The organism is Ruegeria sp. BHSC026, from assembly GCF_059613065.1.
Genome location: NZ_JBXWRV010000003.1, coordinates 44554 through 66552, shown reverse-complemented (window position 1 = coordinate 66552; position 21999 = coordinate 44554). Strand labels below are relative to the sequence as shown.

Below are 21999 nucleotides of genomic sequence, written 5' to 3'. Positions count from 1 at the left end.
GCCCCTCCGGATCAGTCGGCCCACTCCCATGGCCGGGTGAAGTTGCCCAGCACCTGGTTCACATCGTCCTCGGATGCACCGTTCACGTCAAGCTGCGCGACAAGGCCCCGCTTTTTGTCGTCGATGACCGACACGACCCGCGCCGGAACGCCGGCGGTTTCCAACGCCTGATTGTAGACCCGCGTGATCGCCTGTTTGCGCAGTTCAGGCTTGAAGACCTTGCCCACCGCAGTCTTCGGCAGTTCGGGCAGGATGGTCATGTGCTTGGGATGCGCGGCGCGTTCATGCACGTGGATCTTGCAGTATTCCAGCAGTTCTTCCTCGGTCACGCTTGCGCCTTCGACCAGTTCGACAAAGGAACAGGGGACTTCGCCCGCATGAGCGTCGGGCTGACCGATGGCGCCGGCGAAGGCCACCGCGTCATGGCCCAGCAAGGCCTCTTCAATCTCGGCCGGGTCGATGTTGTGACCGCCGCGAATGATCAGATCCTTGGCGCGGCCGGTGATCCACAGATACCCGTCCGCATCGAACCGACCCAAGTCGCCGGTGCGCAGGTATTTGTCGAAGTAGTACAGATCGACGTTCTTGTCTTCCTCTGTATAGGTGTTCCCGGCATAGACGCCCGGGTTCGACACGCAGATCTCGCCCACTTCGTCCACCGCGCATTCCTTGGGTCCGTCGGGGCCGTCGCGCAGGATCTTGACGTCAGTGTACGGGAACGGGATCCCGATCGAGCCGATCTTCTTCTCGCCATCCACCGGGTTGCAGGACACCAGGCAGGTGGCCTCGGTCAGGCCATAGCCTTCGACGATGGTCACACCGGTCGCTTTCTCGAACCGGCGGAACAGCTCGACCGGCAGCGGGGCCGACCCCGAGAAGGCCGTCTTGACGGTCGAGATGTCTGCATCCACCGGGCGCTGCATCTTGGCCGAGATCGCCGTGGGCACGGTGATGATGAACGAAACCTTCCAGCGCTCGATCAATTTCCAGAAGTTGTCGAACACACCGTCGCCGCGATACCCGGCGGGGGTCGGGAACACCACATGGGCGCCCGACGACACCGCCGCCATCACGATCACATGGCAGGCAAAGACGTGGAACATCGGCAGCGGGCACATGATCACGTCCTCTTCCGAGAACAGCAGCGTGTGGCCCAGCCACCCATTGTAGATCATGCCGGAATATTTGTGCTGCGCGACCTTCGGCATTCCCGTGGTGCCGCCGGTGTGGAAATAGCAGGCGACCCGGTCCTCTTTGCTGTCCTCGAAGGTCAGCGTGGTGGGTTGCTTGGCCAGTTCCTTGTTGAAATCCAGGTAGTCGGCGTGGGCCAGATGCTCTTTGTCCTCCATCTTGGGCCGGACCAACGGCACAATCCACGATTTCGGCGGCGTCAGGTACCGGTTCAGATCGATCTCCAGCACGGTGTTGACACCCGGCGCGTGGCGCACGGCCTCGGCGACCTTCTGCGCCACATCCGTCTTTGGGAAAGGCTTCAGCGTGACCACGACCTTGGCCTTGGTCTCACGCAGGATCGACGCGATCTGCTCGGGCTCCAGCAGCGGGTTGATTGGGTTCACGATCCCGGCCACCGCGCCGCCCATCATAGTGATCAACGTCTCGTTGCAGTTAGGCAGCACATAGGCCACCACGTCGTTTTCCTTGACCCCCAAAGAACGGAACAGATTGGCTGCCTGGTTCGTCTTGGCCAGCAGTTTCGACCATGTCAGGGTTTCGGCCTTGTCCTTGGGGCCGGACAGGATCTGGAAACTGATCGCGTTGCGATCCGGGAACTTGGCGGCAGTCCGCGAGAGCAGCTGATGGAACGATACGGGTACGTCGCGGGCCTCCCACGGCATTTCCTGCTCGATCCTGATTTTGTCTTCCTTGCCCACAAAGGCCATGTGGTTCCTCCCCATTTCTGCCCTGCGTTTTTCGCAGGCTGTCCATCGCTTTCAAGATGAAAGCAAACAGTGCCCTGCGCAAGCGAGGGCTTACCCGCGGGCAAGGGGAAAATGTAGAATGACGCTACGGCGGTTCGGGAATTGCCCGCGCGTCACTTCACTCGGCGGCCACGCCATCGGTGAACTGGAGGCGCGCCAGACGCGCATAGAGCCCACCTTGTGCCACCAGGTCGTCATGGGTGCCCTGCGCCACGATCCGGCCGTTCTCCATCACCACGATGCGATCGGCCTTTTTCACGGTGGCCAGACGGTGCGCCACGATCAGGGTAGTGCGCCCGGCGCGCATTTGGTCGACGGCGGCCTGAACTGCGCGCTCGCTCTCGGCATCCAGCGCCGATGTCGCCTCGTCCAGCAGCAGAACCGGAGCGTCGCGTAAAATCGCCCGCGCGATGGCGATGCGCTGTTTCTGCCCGCCCGACAGCATCACGCCGCGTTCGCCGACGAAACTGTCATAGCCTTCGGGAAGGGCCGAGATGAAGTCATGCGCCGCGGCGGCACGGGCGGCGGCCTCGACCTCGTCATCCGAGGCGTCCAGCCGTCCGAAGCGGATGTTCTCGCGCGCCGAGGCCGCAAAGATCACTGGGTCCTGCGGCACCAAGGCCATGTACTGCCGGAAATCTGCCCGGCGCATGTCGCGCAAGTCGATCCCGTCCAGGCTGACCTGACCGGCCTCGGGGTCATAAAATCGCTGGATCAACTGGATCACGGTCGTCTTGCCCGCGCCCGAGGGGCCGACGAAAGCCACGGTCTCGCCCGGGTTCACCGTCAGCGAAAGGTCGTCCAGAGCCAGAACGTCGGGACGGGCCGGATAGCGGAAGTTCACCTTGTCGAAAGAGATCTGCCCCTTGACCGGCTGCGGCAGCGCCTTGGGTTGCGCCGGGTCGTTGACCGTACCCTCGGCGTTCAGCAACTCGACCAGCCGTTCGGTTGCGCCTGCGGCGCGTTGCAGCTCGCTCCAGATTTCGGATAGGGCGGCCACGGACCCGGCCATGATGATCGAATAGATCACGAACTGAATCAGAACGCCTTCGGTCATCACGCCGTTGCGCACATCGTTCGCGCCCATCCACAACACGCCGACGATCCCCGAGAACACAAGGAAGATCACGATCACCGTAAGAACCGCGCGCGTCTGGATGCGGCGCAGGGACGCCTGATAGGCGGTCTCGGTCAGGTCGGCGAATTGCTTGCGGCTGGCATCCTCGTGGGTAAAGGCCTGCACGGTCTGCACCGCGCCCAGCGCCTCGCCCGCGTTACCGGAACTGGCCGCGATCCAGTCCTGGTTCTCGCGGCTGATGGCCCGAAGGCGCCGACCGAGCACCAGGATCGGCACCACCACCACCGGGATCAGCAACAGCACCAGCCCGGTCAGCTTGGCCGAGGTCAGCAGCATCAGAACCAAACCGCCGAAGAACAGCAGCATGTTGCGCAGCGCGATCGAGACCGACGAGCCCAGAACTGACTGGATCAGCGTCGTGTCGGTGGTGATCCGGCTGAGCACCTCGCCCGTCATGATGCGTTCATAGAAGGCCGGGCTCATCCCGATCACGCGGTCGAACACGGCCTTGCGGATGTCGGCCACGACCCGCTCGCCCAGCCGCGTAACCAGCGCATAGCGGACCCCTGTGCCCACGGCCAGCATCGCGGCAATACCCAGCGCCGCCAGAAAGTACCAATCCAGCAACTCGCCATCTTCGATACGGAAATTGTCGACCACCCGTCGCACCGCCAACGGCAGCGTCAGCGTCATGCTGGCAGTCAGAACCAGCGCCAGCGTCGCCCCGATCATCAACAGCCGATAAGGCCGCATGAACGGCCAGAGCGAGGCCAGAACGCCCAGTTTCCGCGATCCGGGGCGTTCGTCATGCGAACCGTGTGCCCGTTTGGTTGCTTGGTTGGCGGGTTGTGCTCTTGCCATGCCTGGCCCTTGTTCGCGATCAGCTGTTGATGGGGCTTCTTGGCGGCACAGGCCGGTCGGGTCAAGCTGTCCGTGGCACATAAGCCCTTGGCAAGGGCTATTTGACGCAAGCATCTCCGGGAAGACTGGAGCGGGTAGACGGAATCGAACCGACATAACCTGCTTGGAAGGCAGGGGCTTTACCATTAAGCTATACCCGCTTGGTGCTGGGCTGAGTAGTCCATGCCCGGGCGGTCGTCAAGCATCGAAATCGGTGGTTCGCGTGCTTTTCCGTGCGGTTTTGCCTGTGTTCGTGCCGCAGCCTCGGCCTCAATGTGCCGTCAGATTGCCGTATCGTCCGCTCGCCCTGCCCAGCCTTCAAGTGTTTGTCATACTCAGTGCCTAAATCCGTTTCACGAATCCATTCCGACAGCGAGGAACTACCCCATGAAAGACGTTGATCCCACCACCCTGTCCGCCGACGATTGGGACGAGCTGCATTTCCCCCGCCCCGCCGAGAACGATTTTGACCGTGTCGTGGACAGCGCGCTGTCGCGCCGGGGGTTTCTGAGCGGCGTTCTTGCCTTCGGCTCCGGGGCCGCCGCAATGGGCACCGGCCTGCTGGGGTCGACCTCGGCACAGGCCCAGGCCGCGTCACGGTTTGCCTTCACACCAATCCCGGCCCAGACCGACGGGACGGTGCATGTGCCCGAGGGCTACGATTGGAAGGTTCTGATCCGCTGGGGCGATCCGCTGTTCTCGGACGCCGACGGCTATGACGTCACCGATGGCGGCCCGGTCGAAAAATCTGATCGTATTTTCGGCGAGAATACCGACGGGATGGAGGCATTTTCGTATCGTGGCCGCCAACTGATCGCGGTGAACCACGAATACCCCAACCGCAAGATCAACTTGCCCGCCGCTCAGGACGGCAAACCCGCCAGCGCCGATGACGTGCGCAAGCTGCAGAACATCCAAGGCGTGACCGTGATGGAGATCGCCGAAGGCGCCGATGGCTGGACCGTCGTTAAGGACAGCCCGTTCAACCGCCGCATCCATCACAACACGCCCATGAAGATCGCAGGCCCCGCCGCCGGGCACGACCTGATGAAGACCGAGGCCGACCCGACCGGCACCCAGTCGCTGGGCACCCTGAACAACTGCGGCGCGGGCAAGACGCCTTGGGGCACCTATCTGACCTGCGAGGAAAACTTCAACGGCTATTTCGGCTCGAGCGACGAGACTGCCAGCTACGACCCCAAAGTCGCCGACGGCTACCAACGCTATGGCATCAAGGCCCAGAGCTGGAACGGCTACGAGTTGTTCGATCCGCGCTTTGACACCTCGAAGAACCCCAACGAGCCGCACCGCGCCGGTTGGGTGGTCGAGATCGACCCGACCGACCCCGAAAGCACGCCGGTCAAGCGCACAGGTCTGGGGCGTTTCAAGCACGAAAACGCCGCTGTCGAGTTGGCCCGGGATGGCCGCGTGGTGGTCTATATGGGCGATGACGAACGCGGCGAATACCTGTACCGCTATGTCTCGAACGGCATATACACACCCGGCGGCGAAACCGAAGGGCTGCTGGATGACGGGACGCTCTATGTGGCCAGGTTCAATGACGACATGACCGGGCAATGGGTTCCGCTGACGCCCGAGACCACCGGAATGGAGCAGGCCGAGATCCTGATCTTCAGCCGCATGGCGGCCTCGAAGGCGGGCGGCACCACCATGGATCGGCCCGAATGGGTGGCCACCAGCCCGGTCGCGTCCGAGGCCTATTGCTGCCTGACCAACAACAAGAACCGCGGCGTCAAGCCGAATGCGGGTGGCGACGACACCTCGGTCAACGGTCCCAACCCGCGCGAGGCCAACAATTACGGCCAGATCGTCCGCTGGCGCCCGGCGGATGACGACCACGCCGCCGATGGCTTTGACTGGGATCTGTACGTCATGGCGGGCAACCCGACGGTGCATTCCGATGCCTATGCCGGGTCCGAAAACATCAACGAGGGCAACCTGTTCAACTCGCCCGATGGCATGATGATCGACAGCACCGGGATGGTCTGGATCCAGACCGACGGCAATGACGACAACGAAGGCGACTTTGCCGGGCACGGCAACAACCAGATGCTGGTCGGCGATCCGGTCACCGGCGAGATCGCGCGGTTCATGACCGGCCCGAACGGCTGCGAGGTCACCGGCCTGACCTGGTCGGCGGATCGGCGCACGATGTTTGTGGGCATCCAGCATCCCGGAAAGAACTGGCCCGACGGAGGCACGCCGCGTTCTGCGATCATCGCGATCAAGCGCACTGACAACGAGGTTCTGGCCTGATCCGGCCTCAGGTTCAACGCCACCTCCGGCCTGTGCCGGCGGTGGCCATCATTGGGTTCAAAGATCCTGCCCCAGAGGGGCCAGCGGCCCGCCCTTGGCGGCCAGGTGACGTTCGGGCAACCACGGGTTCAGGGCCAGCGCCCGAGCCAGTTCCTCGCGCGCTTCGTCGATTCGGTGCAGGCCCATCAAGGTCAGCGCGCGCCCGCTGATCGCCGCAATGTGGTTGGGCGACAGCGCCAGTGCGCGGTCCAGATCAGTCAGGGCCGCCTCGAAGTCCTGACGCAGAAAATTGACGAAGGCGCGCTGGTTGTACCCTTCGGCATAGTTTGGACAATAGGCGATGAGCCGGTCGAAATCCTGCAATGCGCCCAGCAGGTCCCAGGCACTGCGGAGCGACATGCCGCTGTCCAGAACCGCCTGCGCGGCCTCGTCTGGCGCGTCGGCCCACAACTCCCACATCTGGTTCGAGATCTCGCGGGCGGCCATCTCGGTCTCGGCCTGCCGGATCTGGTCGATCAGTTCGCCCAGCCGGGCGTCGTGGTCAGGCGCGGGAGGACATGTTTCGGCGAGCGCCGGGATCCCGACGCCCGTGCTCAGCACTGCGGAAAGCACAAGGTTTCTCATATACCAATGGTGGCGCACCACCAGATTTCGTCAACCCACACCATCGATGGCATCGGCCAGCCCGGTCTCTTTCACCGCCTCCATCGCCACGAAGGTCGAGGTGCTGGCCACATGCGGCAGCGAGGAGATCTTTTCGGCCAGAACCGCGCGATATTCCGTCATAGACCCGGTCCGCACCTTCAGCAGATAGTCGAAATTCGACGCGATCATGTGCGCCTGTTCGATCTCGGGCACTTTGCGCACGGCCGCGTTGAACTCGGCCAGCGCCTTTTCCCGCGTGTCGGTCAGGCGCACCTCGACAAAGGCCACATGGTCCAGGCCCAGGCGGATCGGGTCCAGCATCGCACGGTAGCCGGTGATGATCCCCTCGGACTCGAGTCGTTTCAGCCGCGCCTGTGTCGGCGATTTCGACAGCCCGATCCGACGGGCCAGATCCGCGACCGAGATCCGCCCGTCCTCGGCCACGATGGACAGAATCGCGCGGTCGAACCGGTCCAAACCCGGAAAGTCTTTTCGCATGGCATTTGATCCTAAATTCAGGACATCGGGTGCCCGATATTTCATTTTCGGTCCGTTGTCCCGCAAAATCGCAAGTATACTGCGTGAAAGACCGGAGGACACATGACTCACAGCCTGCGCCACACCATCGATTCCATGACCTACGCGGACCAGACCGCGTTGCTGAAATCCCTGACCGATCAGGCCGCCCTGACCCAAGCGGACCGCACCGCCATCTGCGAGGCGGCTGCGCAACTGGTGCGCGACATCCGCTCCAGCACCGCGCCGGGGCTGATGGAGGTATTCCTCGCCGAATACGGCCTTTCGACCGAAGAAGGCGTGGCGCTGATGTGCCTGGCCGAGGCGCTCTTGCGCGTGCCCGATGCCGACACGATCGACGCGCTGATCGAGGACAAAATCGCACCCTCGGACTGGGGCAAGCATCTCGGTCACTCGTCATCGTCGCTGGTCAACGCCTCGACCTGGGCGCTGATGCTGACGGGCAAGGTGCTGGACGAGGGCAAGGCCTCGCCGGTCAGCGCCCTGCGCGGCGCTATCAAGCGGCTGGGCGAGCCGGTCATCCGCACCGCCGTCGGGCGCGCGATGAAGGAAATGGGCCGGCAGTTCGTTCTGGGCGAAACCATCCAGTCCGCCATGAAACGCGCCGCCGGGATGGAGGCCAAGGGCTACACCTATTCCTACGACATGCTGGGCGAGGCCGCCCGCACCGAGGCGGACGCGGCGCGCTATCACCTCGCCTATTCCCGCGCCATCGCCGCGATTGCCGAGGCCTGCACCCATGACGACATCCGCGCCAACCCCGGCATCTCGGTCAAGCTGTCGGCCCTGCATCCCCGCTACGAAGTAGCCCAGGAAGAGCGCGTGATGCACGAACTGGTGCCGCGCCTGCGGGCCCTTGCCCTGCTGGCCAAGGCCGCCGGCATGGGCCTGAACGTGGACGCCGAAGAGGCCGACCGCCTGTCGCTGTCGCTGCAGGTGATCGAGGCGGTGATGTCCGAACCGGCGCTTGCGGGCTGGGACGGGTTCGGCATCGTGGTGCAGGCCTATGGCCCGCGCGCGGGGCTGGTGCTGGACACGCTCTATGACATGGCCGAGCGCCACGACCGCAAGCTGATGGTGCGCCTCGTCAAGGGCGCCTACTGGGACACCGAGATCAAGCGCGCGCAGGTCGCGGGCGTCGATGGCTTCCCGGTTTTCACCCAAAAGGCGGCGACCGACATCTCCTACATCGCCAATGCCCGCAAGCTGCTGGGCATGACCGACCGGATCTATCCGCAATTTGCCACCCACAACGCCCACACGGTCAGCGCGATCCTGCATATGGCCGAGGACCAGCCCTTCGAGTTCCAGCGCCTGCACGGCATGGGCGAAACCCTGCACCGGCTGGTGATGGAGCGCCAGAACACCCGCTGCCGGATCTACGCGCCGGTCGGGGCGCATCGCGACCTGCTGGCCTATCTGGTGCGGCGCCTTCTGGAAAACGGCGCCAACAGCTCTTTCGTCAACCAGATCGTTGACGAGAACGTCCCGCCAGAAGAGGTCGCCGCCGACCCGTTCGAGGCGGTTCAAGAGCCCGCGAAACACCTGCCCACCGGCCCCGAACTGTTCCTGCCCGAGCGCCCGAACTCGCGCGGGTTCGACCTGACCCACACGCCGACGCTGGATGCGATCGACGCCGCGCGCCACGCCTTCCGCGCCCACCACTGGTATGCCCGCCCGCTGCTGGCCGGCGAGGCATCGCCCGAGGCCGACGAGGTGGTCACCAACCCGGCCCACCCGCAGGACCAGCCCGGCACCGTCGCCCCGACCAGCGCCTCGGATGTCGAGCTTGCGCTGGCCGCAGCTGCTCCGTGGCAGGCCCCAGCGGCCGAGCGCAGCCGCATCCTCAACGCCGCAGCAGACCTCTACGAGGAGCACTATGGCGAGATCTTCGCCCTTCTGGCGCGCGAGGCCGGCAAATCGCTGCCCGACGCGGTGGCCGAACTGCGCGAGGCGGTGGACTTCCTGCGCTACTACGCCGCCCACATCCCCGAGGGCGAGCCTGCGGGCACCTTCACCTGCATCAGCCCGTGGAACTTCCCGCTGGCCATCTTCACCGGCCAAATCGCGGCCGCGCTTGCCACCGGCAACGCCGTGCTGGCCAAGCCCGCGCCGCAGACCCCGCTGATCGCCCACCGGGCCGTACAACTGCTGCATCAGGCCGGCGTGCCGCGCGATTCCCTGCAACTCTTGCCGGGCGGGCCGTCGGTGGGCGCCGCGCTGACCTCGGACCCGCGCGTCTCGGGCGTGGCCTTCACCGGCTCGACCGCGACGGCCCTGAAAATCCGCGCGGCCATGGCCCAGAACCTCAAACCCGGCACGCCGCTGATCGCCGAAACCGGCGGGCTGAACGCGATGATCGTGGACAGCACCGCCCTGCCCGAGCAGGCCGTGCAGTCGATCATCGAAAGCGCCTTTCAGTCGGCGGGCCAGCGCTGTTCCGCCCTGCGCTGCCTGTATCTGCAGGAGGACATCGCCGATGACGTGCTGACCATGCTCAAGGGCGCGATGGACGCCCTGTCGGTGGGCGATCCGTGGCTGCTCTCGACTGATTGCGGCCCGGTGATCGACGAGCAGGCCCGTCAGGGCATCGCCGACCACGTCGCCAAGGCCCGCGCCGAGGGTCGTGTGTTGAAAGAACTGGCGCTGCCGCCCGAGGGGATCTTCGTGGCGCCCACGCTGATAGAGGTCCCCGGCATCAATGCGCTGGAACGCGAGATCTTCGGCCCCGTGCTGCATGTCGCCCGCTTCAAGTCGCACGAGATCGACCAGGTGATTGCCGACATCAATGCCACCGGCTACGGCCTGACCTTCGGCCTGCACACCCGCATCGACGACCGCGTGCAGCACGTCACCGAGGCGATCCACGCGGGCAACATCTATGTCAACCGCAACCAGATCGGCGCGATCGTCGGCTCGCAGCCCTTCGGCGGCGAAGGCCTGTCCGGCACCGGCCCCAAGGCGGGTGGCCCGAACTATCTGGCCCGTTTCTGCGCCCCGGACCGACAGGTCGTGGACGCGGAATGGTCCGCCGCGGCCGACCTGCCCGCACCGATCGGGCAGCCTGCCGCGCCGACGACCCGCTCGATGCCCGGACCGACCGGTGAATCGAACCGGCTGACCGAGTTTCCCCGCGCGCCGTTCTTGTGCCTAGGCCCCGGCCCCGAGGCGGCCAAGGCGCAGGCGGAGGCCATACTCGGGCTGGGCGGCACGGCAATCCGGGCCGAGGGGGCGCTGGCCCTACACCGGCTGGAAGACCTGCAGGGAATTGCAGGCGTTCTGTGGTGGGGCGACGCGGACACCGCGCGCCAGATCGAACTGCATCTGTCGCGCAGAACCGGGCCCATCCTGCCGCTGATCCCCGGCTTGCCCGACCGGTCGCGGGTGATGGCCGAGCGCCATCTCTGCGTCGATACCACGGCCGCCGGAGGAAACGCCGCACTTCTGGGCGGTGCGGCATAAGCTGACTTGACGCTGGGCCAGGAAAAGCCCAGCGTCCCCCCATGTTCCCAATTCGAGACCACAACCCCTCGGGGCGCACGCCCTATGTCGTCTATGCGCTGATCGCGGCGAATGTTTTGATTTTCCTCAGCTATGTCGGAATCATGGACGACGCCCGGCTGATCAATCGGTTCTATTTCGACTATGCGATCATCCCCGCCCGCATCAGCGACGGCGTGGCGCTCGAGACGTTGGTGACGTCGATGTTCCTGCATGGCGGCTGGATGCATCTGATCGGCAACATGCTGTTCCTTTGGATCTTCGGCGACAACCTGGAAGACGAGATGGGCCACCTGCCCTTCCTGCTGTTCTACATGGTCGCCGGTATCGGCGCAGGGCTGATCCACATCATCACGGCACCGGGGTCGCTGGTTCCGACCATAGGCGCCTCGGGCGCCATTGCCGGGGTCATGGGAGGCTACCTTCTGATGTTTCCAAAGGCGCGCGTAGATATCCTGCTGATTCTGGTCGTCTATGTGCGGGTCTTCACCATCCCGGCCTTCGTGATGCTGGGCGTCTGGCTGGGAATGCAGTTCCTTGGCAGCGTGTCCAGCAACCCTGACGCCGGCGGTGTGGCCTATTGGGCGCATACGGGCGGCTTCGTGATCGGTTTGATTTTGTGCATCCCGCTGTGGCTGAAACGCGGCGGGCCTGCTTATTGGAGCCGTACCCACGGTCACCCGCCGCATCCCGAACACCGCTACAAGCTCAGCCAGTCCCGTATACCAAGAGTGCCACGCCGATGACCCGGATGACCGCCACCTGCCATTGCGGCACCGTGACGATTGAGGCCGAGTTCCCCGGCGGCCTGTCCACGGCCGCCCGATGCGACTGTTCCTTTTGCATCCGCCGTGGGGCCGCCGCCGTGACCGCCATCACCGACAGCCTGCGCATCCTGCAGGGCGCAGACAATCTGAGCCTCTACACATGGGGCACGCACACGGCCAAACACTATTTCTGCAAGACCTGCGGGATATATGTCTATCACCAGAGGCGATCAGACCCCGCGGAATGCGGGGTCAACCTGGGGTGCATCGAAGGTGGCAACCCGCGCACGCATGGCCCGATTCCGTGGAATGACGGGGTCAACCACCCCTCGGACCGAACAGATTGAGCGGAAGGCTCAGCCCCGGATCACCTTGGCGAACTGGTCGAAGATCGGCTCGTTGGCACAGATCACTTCACCATCCTCCAGAATGCTGCCCTCGGGGTTCAGCGGCTGCACAAGACCACCAGCCTCTTTCACGATGATGATGCCCGCGGCCATGTCCCAGGCATTCAGCCGACGTTCCCAGAACCCCTCGTAGCGACCGGCAGCCACATAGGCCATGTCCAGCGCCGCGGCGCCCCAACGGCGCACGCCCGCGCAGACCGGCATCAGCCGGGCCAGGTCCTGCAGCGTGGCCGGCAGATCGGACCGCCCGCCAAACGGCAGGCCGGTCGAAAAGACCGACTCGATCATGCGATGCCGGCCCGACACGCGGATACGCATGTCATTCATCCAGGCGCCTTCGCCCTTTTCGGCAAAGAACATCTCGTCCTTGGCAGGGTCATAGATCACGCCGGCGACGATCTTGCCCTTGTGTTCCAGCGCGATCGAAATGGCCCAGTGCGGCAGGCCGTGCAGGAAGTTGGTTGTGCCGTCCAGCGGATCGACGATCCAGCGCCGGGTCGGATCCTCGCCCTCGATCTCGCCGCCCTCTTCGGCCAGCCAGCCATAAGTGGGGCGCGCGCCCAGCAGTTCCTCTTTCAGGATCTTCTCGGCGGCAATGTCGGCCTTCGAGACGAAATCGCCCGCGCCCTTCATCGACACCTGCAGGTTCTCGACTTCGCGAAAGTCCTTTACCAGCGATCGGCCCGCCTTGCGCGCGGCCTTGATCATGATGTTGAGATTTGCACTGCCAACCATTGTTCCGAGGCTCCTGTCCGGTCAAACCGCGCGTATACTGGCGCAACGGTCCCTTGCCAAGAGGAATGATGCGCATGGCAGCCCACCGTTTCGCGCGGGGCCCCGGCCCTATTGCGCCTGCAACTTGCGCGCCTCCTGGCTGGCCAGCTTGACCAACTCCTGCACAAATGGCTTTTCCATGTCCTCGGTGCGAACGGCGGCGTAGAGGCGCCGCGTGATGCCATCCTTGGTCAGCGGGCGGGTCACATAGTCCGAGTTGTACTTGACCTCGCGCACGACCCAGTCGGGTAAGACCGAAATTCCTCGGTTCGATGCGACCAGCAACAGGATCACCGCCGTCAGTTCGACCTGCCGGATCGCCGCCGGTTCGACCCGCGCGGGGATCAACAGCTGGCTGAAAACGTCCAGCCGGGTCCGTTCGACCGGATAGGTGATCAGGGTCTGGCCGCGGAAATCCTCGGCCTCGATATACGGTTTCCCGGCCAGCGGATGGGTCGAGGCCGCGACGAAAACCGGGTTGTAGTCGAACAGCTCGATGAACTCGACGCCCGGCAGGTCTTCGGGGTCCGACGAGACGACCAGATCGACTTCCTCCTTCTGCAGCGCGGGCAGCGCGTCAAATGCCAGACCCGGCCGGATATCGACATCGACATCCGGCCACGACTTGCGGAAGGCCTCGAGCACCGGGAACAGCCACTCGAAACAGGCGTGGCATTCGATCGCGATGTGCATCCGCCCCGTGCGCCCGTCGCGCAGCGAGGAAAACTCCTCCTGCATGGCCTCGACCTGCGGCAGGATCTGCTCGGCCAGACGCAGCAGGCGCAGCCCCGCCGCCGACAGTTTCATCGGCTTCGACCGGCGCAGGAAAAGCTCGACCCCGGCCTGATCCTCGAGCCCCTTGATCTGATGGCTCAGCGCCGATTGCGTGATGTTCAGCTGATCGGCCGCGCGCGCCAGCCCGCCGCAGTCATGGATGGCCTTGATCGTGCGCAGGTGCCGGAACTCGATATGCATTTGCAGTCTAACTCATGTTGTTCTTGAGGAATATGAGTTTGTCTCACAACCCGCATCATGGCACAAGAGCCTGGTCACAAACAGCGAGACACCGATGACCAAGCCCGAGATCTCCTTTGAATTCTTCCCGCCGCAGACGCTCGAAGCGTCGTTTAGGCTGTGGGATACGGTTCAGACCCTGGCACCGCTGGGGCCGCGATTCGTTTCGGTCACCTATGGCGCGGGCGGCACCACGCGCGAGCTGACGCGTGACGCCGTGGCCACGCTGCACAAATCGTCGGGGTTGCCGGTGGCCGCGCATCTAACCTGCGTCGATGCTTCGCGCTCTGAAACCCTGGCCATCGCCCAGGAATTCGCCGCCGCCGGCGTCACCGACATCGTTGCCCTGCGCGGCGACCCGCCCAAGGGGCAGGACCGTTTCACTCCGCATCCCGACGGTTTCGCGACCTCGGTCGAACTGATCGCGGCGCTGGCCGAAACCGGCAAGTTCAAGATCCGGGTCGGCGCCTATCCCGACATCCACCCCGAGGCATCCGATGCACAGGCCGATATCGACTGGCTCAAGGCCAAGCTGGATGCTGGCGCCGATGAGGCGCTGACTCAGTTCTTCTTCGAAGCCGAGACATTCTTCCGCTTTCGCGATGCCTGCGCAAAGGCGGGGATCGACAAGCCGATCGTGCCGGGCATTCTGCCGATCGAGAACTGGACGGGCGCCCGCAAATTCGCGAAACGCTGCGGTGCCCGGGTTCCCGGATGGGTCGAGGATGCCTTTGAGAAGGCCATCCGCGACGACCGGCACGACCTGCTGGCCACCGCGCTGTGCACCGAACTGTGCTCGGACCTGATTGAGGGCGGCGTGGACAAGCTGCATTTCTACACGCTCAACCGCCCCGAGCTGACGCGCGACGTGTGTTTCGCCCTGGGGATAACGCCCAAGGTCGACCTGCAACACGTCGCCTGACCTGTCTTGCCGCAATCCCCTGTGCTGGGGCCGCCCCGGGCGGCCCCCTTTTTTTTCGTCCGGCGGCTGCGCAAACCAGCCATGAATACAATCGCCGCGCAAACCTCGAACTGTTGTCCAGAAGCGCCCAATCAGTTGATTTATTTGACACAAACACCGGTTGTCCCGGAAAATAGGGGAACGTGTTTTAAAGAGTGATTTTGGTATGGAGCCAGTCGACAAAATTCAGGCTCGGGTTGATGCATTGCGGGCGCTTGGCCTGGATCAGACCGCGACGGCATCTGACATTCGCAACGCATGGCGCGACATCGCCTTTCGCGCGCATCCCGACCGCACCGGCGGGGATTCCGTGCAGTTCGCCGAGGCCAAATCGGCCTTTGACCTCCTCAGAAGCGAAGGGCTGGCCACTAAGGCCGCCGGCCCGGCACGTCCCCGCCGCCCCAAGCTCAGGGCGCGTCTGATCGAATTGGCCGAAGATGCGCTCGAGTCATGTCGGTCTCTTCTTGGGGCCGGCGGCGCCTTGCCGCATGACGATCACCGCGCGCCCTGCCGAAATTTAGAACAGGCCAACGCAGACCACATTCCCTCGGCCGTGGGGTGCCGGGGGCGCGATCTGACGTTCTTCGTGGCCACGCCGGTTTGCGAGGGGAAGAACCGGGTCGCCCTGCCGACCTCGATCCTGACCAGCGGCCGCAAGTTCGAGGCCGAGATCCTGTCTTTTCAGGCCACGTCATCCGGCGCGGGAGAGGTCTTGGTTCCCGACACGATCCGCGAACGCAAGTTCCCCGGGGCGAAAAGCGTGCGGATCCGGTTTGAGGCCGACCCGCACATGAACGAAGCGTTCTGAAAACGCGAAAAGGCCCGGCAAGTCCCGCCGGGCCCGCGATCATCGAAACAAAGGATCAGTTCTGGATCGGTCCGGCCGAGGTGAATTTGGGGATGACGCTGGTCGAGGCGTCCGACGGCTCGATCTCGGGCCAGTTGCCTTCGGCCAGGTTGATGTTGCCCGGCACGTCCTCTTCCCAGAAACCGACCACGACATCGGTGATGTTCAGATACAGCTTGTCATCCACGATGCGCCACAGGTTGGGGTTGCCCGGCACCTTGCCGCCCTTGGACACACCATAGGCGCAGTGCCCGTCATATTGCGGGGCGTAATATGCGGGATTTTCAAGAAACTTCGCCCGGTTTTCCTCGGATGCGAAAGCCCAGATGGCCCCGTTGTACTCAGCCGTGATGTCGGCGCGGCCACGCACGGCTTCGGGTTGGGATTGCCCGACGGGCACCTGTTCGAGGTCGCGATAGGCGACAACGTCGTAGCCGGATGCGGCATAGCCAGTCCCGTCAACATATTGAGGCCCGGCAAGGGCCGGAACGCCCAGCATCATGGCGGCGGCAAAAGTCAGTGCAAAACGGTTCATGTACGTGATCCTTGTTCTGGAGGCAGTGTCTGCGTGATCGTCAGATGCGAGAGTATTGGAATTCCCCGGATCGCACAGCCCAGCTAACGCTGCTGTGACCGGCCACGAGAAAACGTGAGCGAATTGCGGAGGATTGTTTCACGAAACGCGCAACGTCGGGGGTTGGCCTCGGGGCGTGACGATACTACCTCTGGGACGACCCGGCGCGCCCGGCTTAGGCATGAAAGGCAGAAGATGAGCAACACATCCACCTATACCCCCCCGAAAGTCTGGACCTGGGACAGCGAAAGCGGCGGACGTTTTGCCAGCATCAACCGCCCCATCGCGGGCGCCACCCATGACAAGGATCTGCCCGTGGGCAAGCATCCGCTGCAACTGTATTCGCTGGCCACTCCGAACGGGGTCAAGGTCACCGTGATGCTGGAAGAACTGCTGGCCTTGGGCCATGACGGCGCCGAATACGATGCCTGGCTGATCAATATCGGCGAGGGTGACCAGTTCGGCTCGGGCTTTGTCGAGATCAATCCCAACTCGAAAATCCCCGCCCTGCTGGACCGGTCTGGCGACAAACCGGTGCGCGTGTTCGAAAGCGGGTCGATCCTGTTCCATCTGGCCGAGAAATTCGGTGCGTTTCTGCCGCAATCCGGCCCGGACCGCACCGAAGTGATGAACTGGCTGTTCTGGCAGATGGGCAGCGCGCCTTATCTGGGCGGCGGGTTCGGCCATTTCTATGCCTACGCGCCCGAGAAATGGGAATATCCGATCAACCGATTTGCCATGGAAACCAAGCGCCAGTTGGACGTTCTGGACCGGGAACTGGCTCACAAACCATTCATTGCCGGTGATGACTACTCGATCGCCGACATGGCGATCTGGCCGTGGTACGGCCAACTGGTTCTGGGCCGCCTATACGACGCCGCTGAATTCCTGAATGTCGATTCCTACACGAACGTGATGCGGTGGGCAAAAGAGATCGATGCCCGCCCGGCGGTGCAACGCGGCCGGATGGTCAACCGCGCCTTCGGCGAGCCGCACACCCAACTGCGCGAACGCCACGATGCCAGTGATTTCGAGACGCGCACGCAGGACAAGCTGGAACAAGCCGCCGAATAGTCTGACGTCTTTTTCAGCCGCCTGACCGAAGATGCAGCGCCCCGGCGCTGCATTTTCATTTCAGGATCGGCGGTTTGTCCGGATCACTTCCGGGCGCGGCGCGGACAGGATCCGGGCGGGTCGGTTGCGGGATGTCAAACCGCAGCCCAACCATCGACAACGCCTCGGTCGCGGCATCGCCATCAGCAAAGAACCCAACGTCCAATGCTCCAGCTTCGATCCCCGAAAAGGTCAGCGCCTCGGAGACCGCCTTGGCCAGCGCCGGTTCCGCGCCTTGGACCGCATCGACGAAGGCCAGCAGATGCCCGGCCCCGCCGCCCTGGGCGCGCGTCGCCACCAGATAGGCGGCCGAGGCCAGCCCTACCGCCGTTGCCAGCTTGGTATCCAGCGCCGTCAACAATGCATCGGGTAAGCCGGCAGGCGGCAGGAACTCTTCCAGCCGCGCCTCGACCGCCTGCGGAGCGTGGCTGAGCGTCTCGGCCAGCCAGGTCAGCGCTTCGGCCGGGATCAGCATCGACGAGGGCGCCACCTCGAGGTTCAGGCCCAGCCCGATCCCCTGCCCGCCCAGCATCCCGGCCAGAACCCGGCCCGACAGCGCCGCATAGGGCGCTGGTCTGCCTGCGAACTGCACAAGACGCTCCTCGCGATCGAAGGCCAGCACGAAGCGCCCGTCGGCGACTTCGAACAACTCGGGCGAGATATTTTCGCCGCGCGCCTCTTCGGTCAGCATCAGAAACAGCTCGGAATCGGCAAGCCGCTCAAAGAATCGCAGCCGGGCCGCATCGTCCTGCGGACGGGCCTGCATAGCGGCATGGGCTGCATCCAAGGCCGTGGTATCAGTCATTCAGCACCTCTTGCACCCGGGCGCGCAGAACCGGCAGCAACTCGGTCTCGAACCAGGGGTTTTTCTTCAACCATGCCGTATTGCGCCACGACGGATGAGGCAAGACGAAGACCCGCGGCGCATGGTCCCGCCAGGCGCGCACCGTCTCGGTCACCGAGGATCGGGTCCCCAGGTGGAATCGATGGGCATGGCCGCCGACCAGCACGGTCAGGGGCACCGCCCCCAATTCCCGCATGACCTTCGCATGCCAGGTCTTGTGGCAGATGGGCGGCGGCGGCAGATCAGCCTGCCGCGCGTCATAGCCGGGAAAACAGAAGGCCATCGGAACGATCGAGACCCGCGAAAGGTCATAGAACTCGGCCGGGCTGAGCCCCAGCCAATCACGCAACCGGTCGCCGGACGGATCGGTAAAGGGCCGGCCGGAGTCGTGGACCCGCGCGCCCGGCGCCTGCCCCGCGACAAGGATCCGGGCGCCGGGCCGGAACCACACCACCGGTCGCGGGCTGTGTCCAGTCGCAGTAGCGGCGAACCGCTCGGCGCACAATCTGCACGACCGGATCCGGTGGGATAGGCTTTCCATAAACTCTGCTCACCTTCTCGTTTTGAGCCGGGCCTTCGCTCGCCAAGTGACATTCTGACCAAGTGCATGTCACATTCGCACGGAACAGTTTTCCGCGCGCATTGAAGATTTGTTTCACAATTCGACATAATGTAGCCAACATGGCCCGATAACAAAGGGGCTTTGGCCGGACCGTCGTGGCCGGGCCGGAACGAAAAAGTTGCACAGGCCGGAAATGCTCGAGTTTGAAAATGTCAGCAAATCCTTCTGGACCGGGACACGCCGCAAGGTGATCCTGGACCGGGCCTCGTTCCGGGTCGAGCTGGGAAAGTCGCTGGGCATCCTTGCCCCGAACGGAACCGGAAAAACGACGCTCATCAACATGATGGCGGGTCTCGAAAAGCCAGACGAAGGCGTGATTCGTCGGGACTGCCGGGTCTCTTTCCCGATGGGGTTTACCGGCGGCGTGTCCAAACGCCTGTCGGCACTGGAGAACGCGCGCTACATCGCCAAAATCTATGGAATGGATCCGGACTATGTCGAAGCCTATTGCAGCTGGCTCTGTGGTCTGGGCGAATATTTCAACCAGCCGCTGGCCACTTATTCCTCGGGGATGCGCGCACGGTTCACCTTCGCATTGATGCTGGCACTGGACTTTGACATGTATCTTATCGACGAAGGCATGCCGGCAACCACAGATGTGGAATTCAACAAGAAAGCGGGTTCGATCCTGCAGGAACGCCTGCGGACGACGACTCTGGTGATCGTATCGCACGACCCGAAGGTTCTTGAGAAATTCGCCAGACAGGCGGCCGTACTACTGGACGGCCGGCTTCACGTTTTTGAGTCTCTGGAAGAAGCGAAACAGGTGTATGACTACCAAACCCAAGGCTAAGAAATACGACCCGAACCGGGCTGCCAAGGGCGAAGGAACGGTCGAAGCCCGGGCCGAAGCCATTTCGCGCATTCGAAAGGCGACGCAGGGCGTGGCCGAAACGCCGGCAGGAACCGAGCTGGATGCGATCAAGCGCGAGGGGCTTACGGGGCGGCAATTGCGCATAGCACGGCGCATGGCGCAGAAACATGGCCTGGCCGCGACGTCGGATTACGACGCCGTGCGGCTGCTGCGCCAAAAGGGGATCGACCCGTTCCCCCGCAAGAACCTGCTGGATATCGTCGGCCAATTGGGCGATGCCCCTGCCCCGGACGGCACCTCCAGAGACCAAGTCAAGATCCACCTGCCGCAGACTATCAAGGAAAAAACCGAAAACCTGCCCAGCCCCGAACTCAGCCCGGCCGAGCGTCGTGCGTTCGAGATTGGCCAGATCCAGAAAGACATCGCCCGGCGGCGGCGGCGCAAGCTGATCGGTCTGTTCGCCCGGCTGGCCGCTTTCGTACTGCTGCCGACGCTGTTGGTCGGCTATTATTTCTACAAGGTGGCAACGCCGATGTACGCCAGCAATTCGGAATTTCTGATCCTGCAGGCCGATGGCGGGCCCGGCAGCATCGGCGGGTTGCTGGCCGGGACGCAATTTGCAACGACCCAGGATTCGATCTCGGTGCAGTCCTTTCTGGAATCGAAAGAGGCGCTGCTGCTTCTGGACCGTGACGCCGGGTTTTCGAAGGTCTTCCAGCAAGACTGGATCGACCCCATCCAACGCCTTGAACAGGATGCGACCCTGGAAGATGCCTTCAAGCTGTACAAGCGGATGATCACCATTGGCTATGACCCGACCGAAGGCGTGATTCGAATGGAAGTCGCGGCACCGGATCCGGAAACGGCGACCCTGTTCTCGGAGAAACTGATTTCTTATGCCGAAGACCGTGTGAACGCCCTGTCTGAAAAGAAACGCGAAGACCAGATGCGCGACGCCGTCGAAAGCTTCGAGGCGGCACAGGCGGCCCGGCGCAAAGCGCAGGAAGACCTGATCGAGTTGCAGCTTGAAGGCGCCGTTCTGGACCCGGAGAACGTGATCGCCAGCCTGCGCGCCCGTATCAATGAAATCGAGATTCAGCTGCAGGACAAGGAACTGCAACTGGCTGCCCTGCTGGACAACCCGCGGCCGAACCAGGCCAAGGTCGACGGCGTGCGCGCCGATATCGAGCGGTTGCAGGCGGTGCTGGAGGAGTTGAACGCAAAGATGCTGGATGCGTCTGCTGGCGAGAACTCTCTGGCGCGACTGAGCGTGCGCATCCAAATGGCCCAGGCCGACCTGGCGGCCCGGGACATGATGCTGCAGACCGCCATGCAGCAGATGGAGAACACCCGGACCGAGGCCAACCGTCAGGTCCGATACCTGACCGTTTCGGTCAACCCGGTACCCAGCCAAGAGCCCAGCTATCCGCGCAAATTCGAAAATACGATTTTGGCATTCCTGCTGTTTGCTGGTATCTACCTTATGATTTCGCTGACCACGTCAGTCCTCCGTGAACAGGTATCTTCGTAGAGCATATGCAACATGTAAAAATCGCTGACCTGACGGTCGGCAACGATCTTCCGCTGACCGTCATCGCCGGGCCGTGCCAGCTTGAGTCCGCCGACCATGCCCAGATGATCGCTGGCCGGATGAAGGAAATCTGCGACAAGGCCGGAGCGCAATACGTCTTCAAGGCCTCGTATGACAAGGCCAACCGCACGTCCCTGTCCGGCAAACGCGGCATGGGGATCGATGCGGGCCTCAAAGTTCTGGACGACATCCGCAAGACGATGGGTGTTCCGGTCCTGACCGACGTTCACACCGAAGCACAATGCGCCATCGCGGCCGAAGCGGTGGATATCCTGCAGATCCCCGCGTTCCTGTGCCGTCAGACCGACATGTTGTTGGCTGCGGGTGAAACGGGCAAGGCGGTCAACGTCAAGAAGGGTCAGTTCCTGGCCCCATGGGAGATGCCGAACATCGTCGAAAAGATCGAAAGCACCGGCAATCGGAACATCCTGCTGACCGAGCGCGGAACATCCTTTGGCTACAACACGCTGGTTGCCGACATGCGATCGCTGCCGCAAATGGCCCGGACGGGATATCCGGTCGTGATGGACGCTACGCACTCGGTGCAGCAGCCCGGTGGCCGGGGCGGATCGTCGGGTGGTCAGCGCGAATTCGCGCCGGTCATGGCCCGCGCCGCGGTATCGCTGGGCATTGGCGCAGTGTTCATCGAAACTCACCAAGACCCGGACAACGCACCGTCAGACGGGCCGAACATGATCCCGCTGGATCAGATGGGCGACCTGATCGGGACACTGATGCAGTTCGACGCCCTTGCCAAAGCCAACCCAATTCAGATTTGAAAACCGAGATTTGA

Annotated in this window: 19 protein-coding genes and 1 tRNA gene; 10 read left to right on the top strand and 10 right to left on the bottom strand. The window is 63.5% G+C overall.

Going from position 1 to position 21999, the window contains the following annotated elements; genetic code table 11:
• Window positions 1–11: 11 nt before the first annotated feature.
• The 3 genes from AC2FME_RS04760 to AC2FME_RS04750 form a co-directional block, all read right to left on the bottom strand.
• Window positions 12–1901, bottom strand: coding sequence for an acyl-CoA synthetase (locus tag AC2FME_RS04760; protein WP_496683579.1), 1890 nt, complete (start codon window positions 1899–1901; stop codon window positions 12–14).
• A gap of 157 nt (window positions 1902–2058) precedes the next feature.
• Window positions 2059–3879, bottom strand: a complete 1821-nt coding sequence (locus AC2FME_RS04755) for an ABC transporter transmembrane domain-containing protein (protein ID WP_496799788.1) — start codon at window positions 3877–3879, stop codon at window positions 2059–2061.
• A gap of 126 nt (window positions 3880–4005) precedes the next feature.
• Window positions 4006–4079, bottom strand: a tRNA-Gly gene (locus AC2FME_RS04750).
• Between the two features lie 226 nt (window positions 4080–4305).
• Between AC2FME_RS04750 and AC2FME_RS04745 the strand changes: the two genes are divergently transcribed.
• Window positions 4306–6195, top strand: a complete 1890-nt coding sequence (locus tag AC2FME_RS04745; protein WP_496799787.1) for a PhoX family protein — start codon at window positions 4306–4308, stop codon at window positions 6193–6195.
• A gap of 57 nt (window positions 6196–6252) precedes the next feature.
• On the opposite strand, the gene AC2FME_RS04740 is transcribed toward AC2FME_RS04745, so the two are convergent.
• Window positions 6253–6819, bottom strand: coding sequence for a tetratricopeptide repeat protein (locus AC2FME_RS04740; RefSeq protein ID WP_496685795.1), 567 nt, complete (start codon window positions 6817–6819; stop codon window positions 6253–6255).
• Between the two features lie 30 nt (window positions 6820–6849).
• Window positions 6850–7338, bottom strand: coding sequence for an Lrp/AsnC family transcriptional regulator (locus AC2FME_RS04735; protein ID WP_496712236.1), 489 nt, complete (start codon window positions 7336–7338; stop codon window positions 6850–6852).
• Window positions 7339–7440: 102 nt separating this feature from the next.
• On the opposite strand from AC2FME_RS04735, the gene putA reads away from it, so the two are divergent.
• From putA to AC2FME_RS04720, 3 genes are read left to right on the top strand one after another with little or no spacing between them, the layout of a single operon-like run.
• Complete coding sequence (gene putA, locus AC2FME_RS04730; protein WP_496799786.1) at window positions 7441–10839, top strand: bifunctional proline dehydrogenase/L-glutamate gamma-semialdehyde dehydrogenase PutA; 3399 nt, start codon at window positions 7441–7443, stop codon at window positions 10837–10839.
• A 41-nt stretch (window positions 10840–10880) separates the two neighbouring features.
• A complete protein-coding gene (locus tag AC2FME_RS04725; protein WP_496799785.1) occupies window positions 10881–11624 on the top strand; it encodes a rhomboid family intramembrane serine protease in 744 nt (247 codons plus the stop codon).
• Complete coding sequence (locus AC2FME_RS04720) at window positions 11621–11992, top strand: GFA family protein (protein ID WP_496799784.1); 372 nt, start codon at window positions 11621–11623, stop codon at window positions 11990–11992. Before AC2FME_RS04725 ends, AC2FME_RS04720 begins: the two co-directional genes overlap by 4 nt.
• Before the next feature lie 9 nt (window positions 11993–12001).
• Here the strand turns inward: AC2FME_RS04720 and AC2FME_RS04715 are convergent, their stop codons facing one another.
• Window positions 12002–12787: an inositol monophosphatase family protein gene (locus tag AC2FME_RS04715; protein WP_496799783.1), complete on the bottom strand. Its 786-nt coding sequence runs from the start codon at window positions 12785–12787 to the stop codon at window positions 12002–12004.
• A gap of 108 nt (window positions 12788–12895) precedes the next feature.
• A complete protein-coding gene (locus AC2FME_RS04710; RefSeq protein ID WP_496799782.1) occupies window positions 12896–13801 on the bottom strand; it encodes a LysR family transcriptional regulator in 906 nt (301 codons plus the stop codon).
• Window positions 13802–13895: 94 nt separating this feature from the next.
• Here AC2FME_RS04710 and metF point away from each other — a divergent pair, with 94 nt between their 5' ends.
• Together metF and AC2FME_RS04700 are read left to right on the top strand one after the other, a co-directional pair.
• On the top strand, window positions 13896–14762 hold the full coding sequence (gene metF, locus AC2FME_RS04705) for a methylenetetrahydrofolate reductase [NAD(P)H] (protein WP_496681766.1): 867 nt from the start codon (window positions 13896–13898) through the stop codon (window positions 14760–14762).
• Between the two features lie 205 nt (window positions 14763–14967).
• The gene (locus tag AC2FME_RS04700; protein ID WP_496799781.1) at window positions 14968–15609 is read left to right on the top strand and encodes a J domain-containing protein; all 642 of its coding nucleotides are present in this window, start codon (window positions 14968–14970) and stop codon (window positions 15607–15609) included.
• A gap of 55 nt (window positions 15610–15664) precedes the next feature.
• Here the strand turns inward: AC2FME_RS04700 and AC2FME_RS04695 are convergent, their stop codons facing one another.
• On the bottom strand, window positions 15665–16183 hold the full coding sequence (locus AC2FME_RS04695) for a YHS domain-containing (seleno)protein (protein WP_496712239.1): 519 nt from the start codon (window positions 16181–16183) through the stop codon (window positions 15665–15667).
• 234 nt (window positions 16184–16417) lie between these two features.
• On the opposite strand from AC2FME_RS04695, the gene yghU reads away from it, so the two are divergent.
• Window positions 16418–17296 carry a glutathione-dependent disulfide-bond oxidoreductase gene (yghU, locus tag AC2FME_RS04690; RefSeq protein WP_496799780.1) on the top strand — a complete coding sequence of 293 codons (879 nt, stop codon included), beginning with the start codon at window positions 16418–16420 and terminating at the stop codon, window positions 17294–17296.
• A gap of 55 nt (window positions 17297–17351) precedes the next feature.
• Here the strand turns inward: yghU and AC2FME_RS04685 are convergent, their stop codons facing one another.
• Both AC2FME_RS04685 and AC2FME_RS04680 read right to left on the bottom strand, forming a co-directional pair.
• Window positions 17352–18140, bottom strand: a complete 789-nt coding sequence (locus AC2FME_RS04685) for an SseB family protein (protein ID WP_496799779.1) — start codon at window positions 18138–18140, stop codon at window positions 17352–17354.
• Window positions 18133–18720 carry a uracil-DNA glycosylase family protein gene (locus tag AC2FME_RS04680; RefSeq protein ID WP_496681753.1) on the bottom strand — a complete coding sequence of 196 codons (588 nt, stop codon included), beginning with the start codon at window positions 18718–18720 and terminating at the stop codon, window positions 18133–18135. Before AC2FME_RS04680 ends, AC2FME_RS04685 begins: the two co-directional genes overlap by 8 nt.
• A gap of 214 nt (window positions 18721–18934) precedes the next feature.
• Here AC2FME_RS04680 and AC2FME_RS04675 point away from each other — a divergent pair, with 214 nt between their 5' ends.
• The 3 genes from AC2FME_RS04675 to kdsA are packed head-to-tail and all read left to right on the top strand — an operon-like array spanning window position 18935 to window position 21985.
• Window positions 18935–19594: an ABC transporter ATP-binding protein gene (locus tag AC2FME_RS04675; protein ID WP_490362212.1), complete on the top strand. Its 660-nt coding sequence runs from the start codon at window positions 18935–18937 to the stop codon at window positions 19592–19594.
• Window positions 19572–21146, top strand: a complete 1575-nt coding sequence (locus AC2FME_RS04670) for a KpsE/RkpR family capsule polysaccharide export protein (RefSeq protein ID WP_496799778.1) — start codon at window positions 19572–19574, stop codon at window positions 21144–21146. Before AC2FME_RS04675 ends, AC2FME_RS04670 begins: the two co-directional genes overlap by 23 nt.
• Window positions 21147–21151: 5 nt before the next feature.
• Window positions 21152–21985 carry a 3-deoxy-8-phosphooctulonate synthase gene (kdsA, locus tag AC2FME_RS04665; RefSeq protein ID WP_496799777.1) on the top strand — a complete coding sequence of 278 codons (834 nt, stop codon included), beginning with the start codon at window positions 21152–21154 and terminating at the stop codon, window positions 21983–21985.
• Window positions 21986–21999 lie beyond the last annotated feature (14 nt).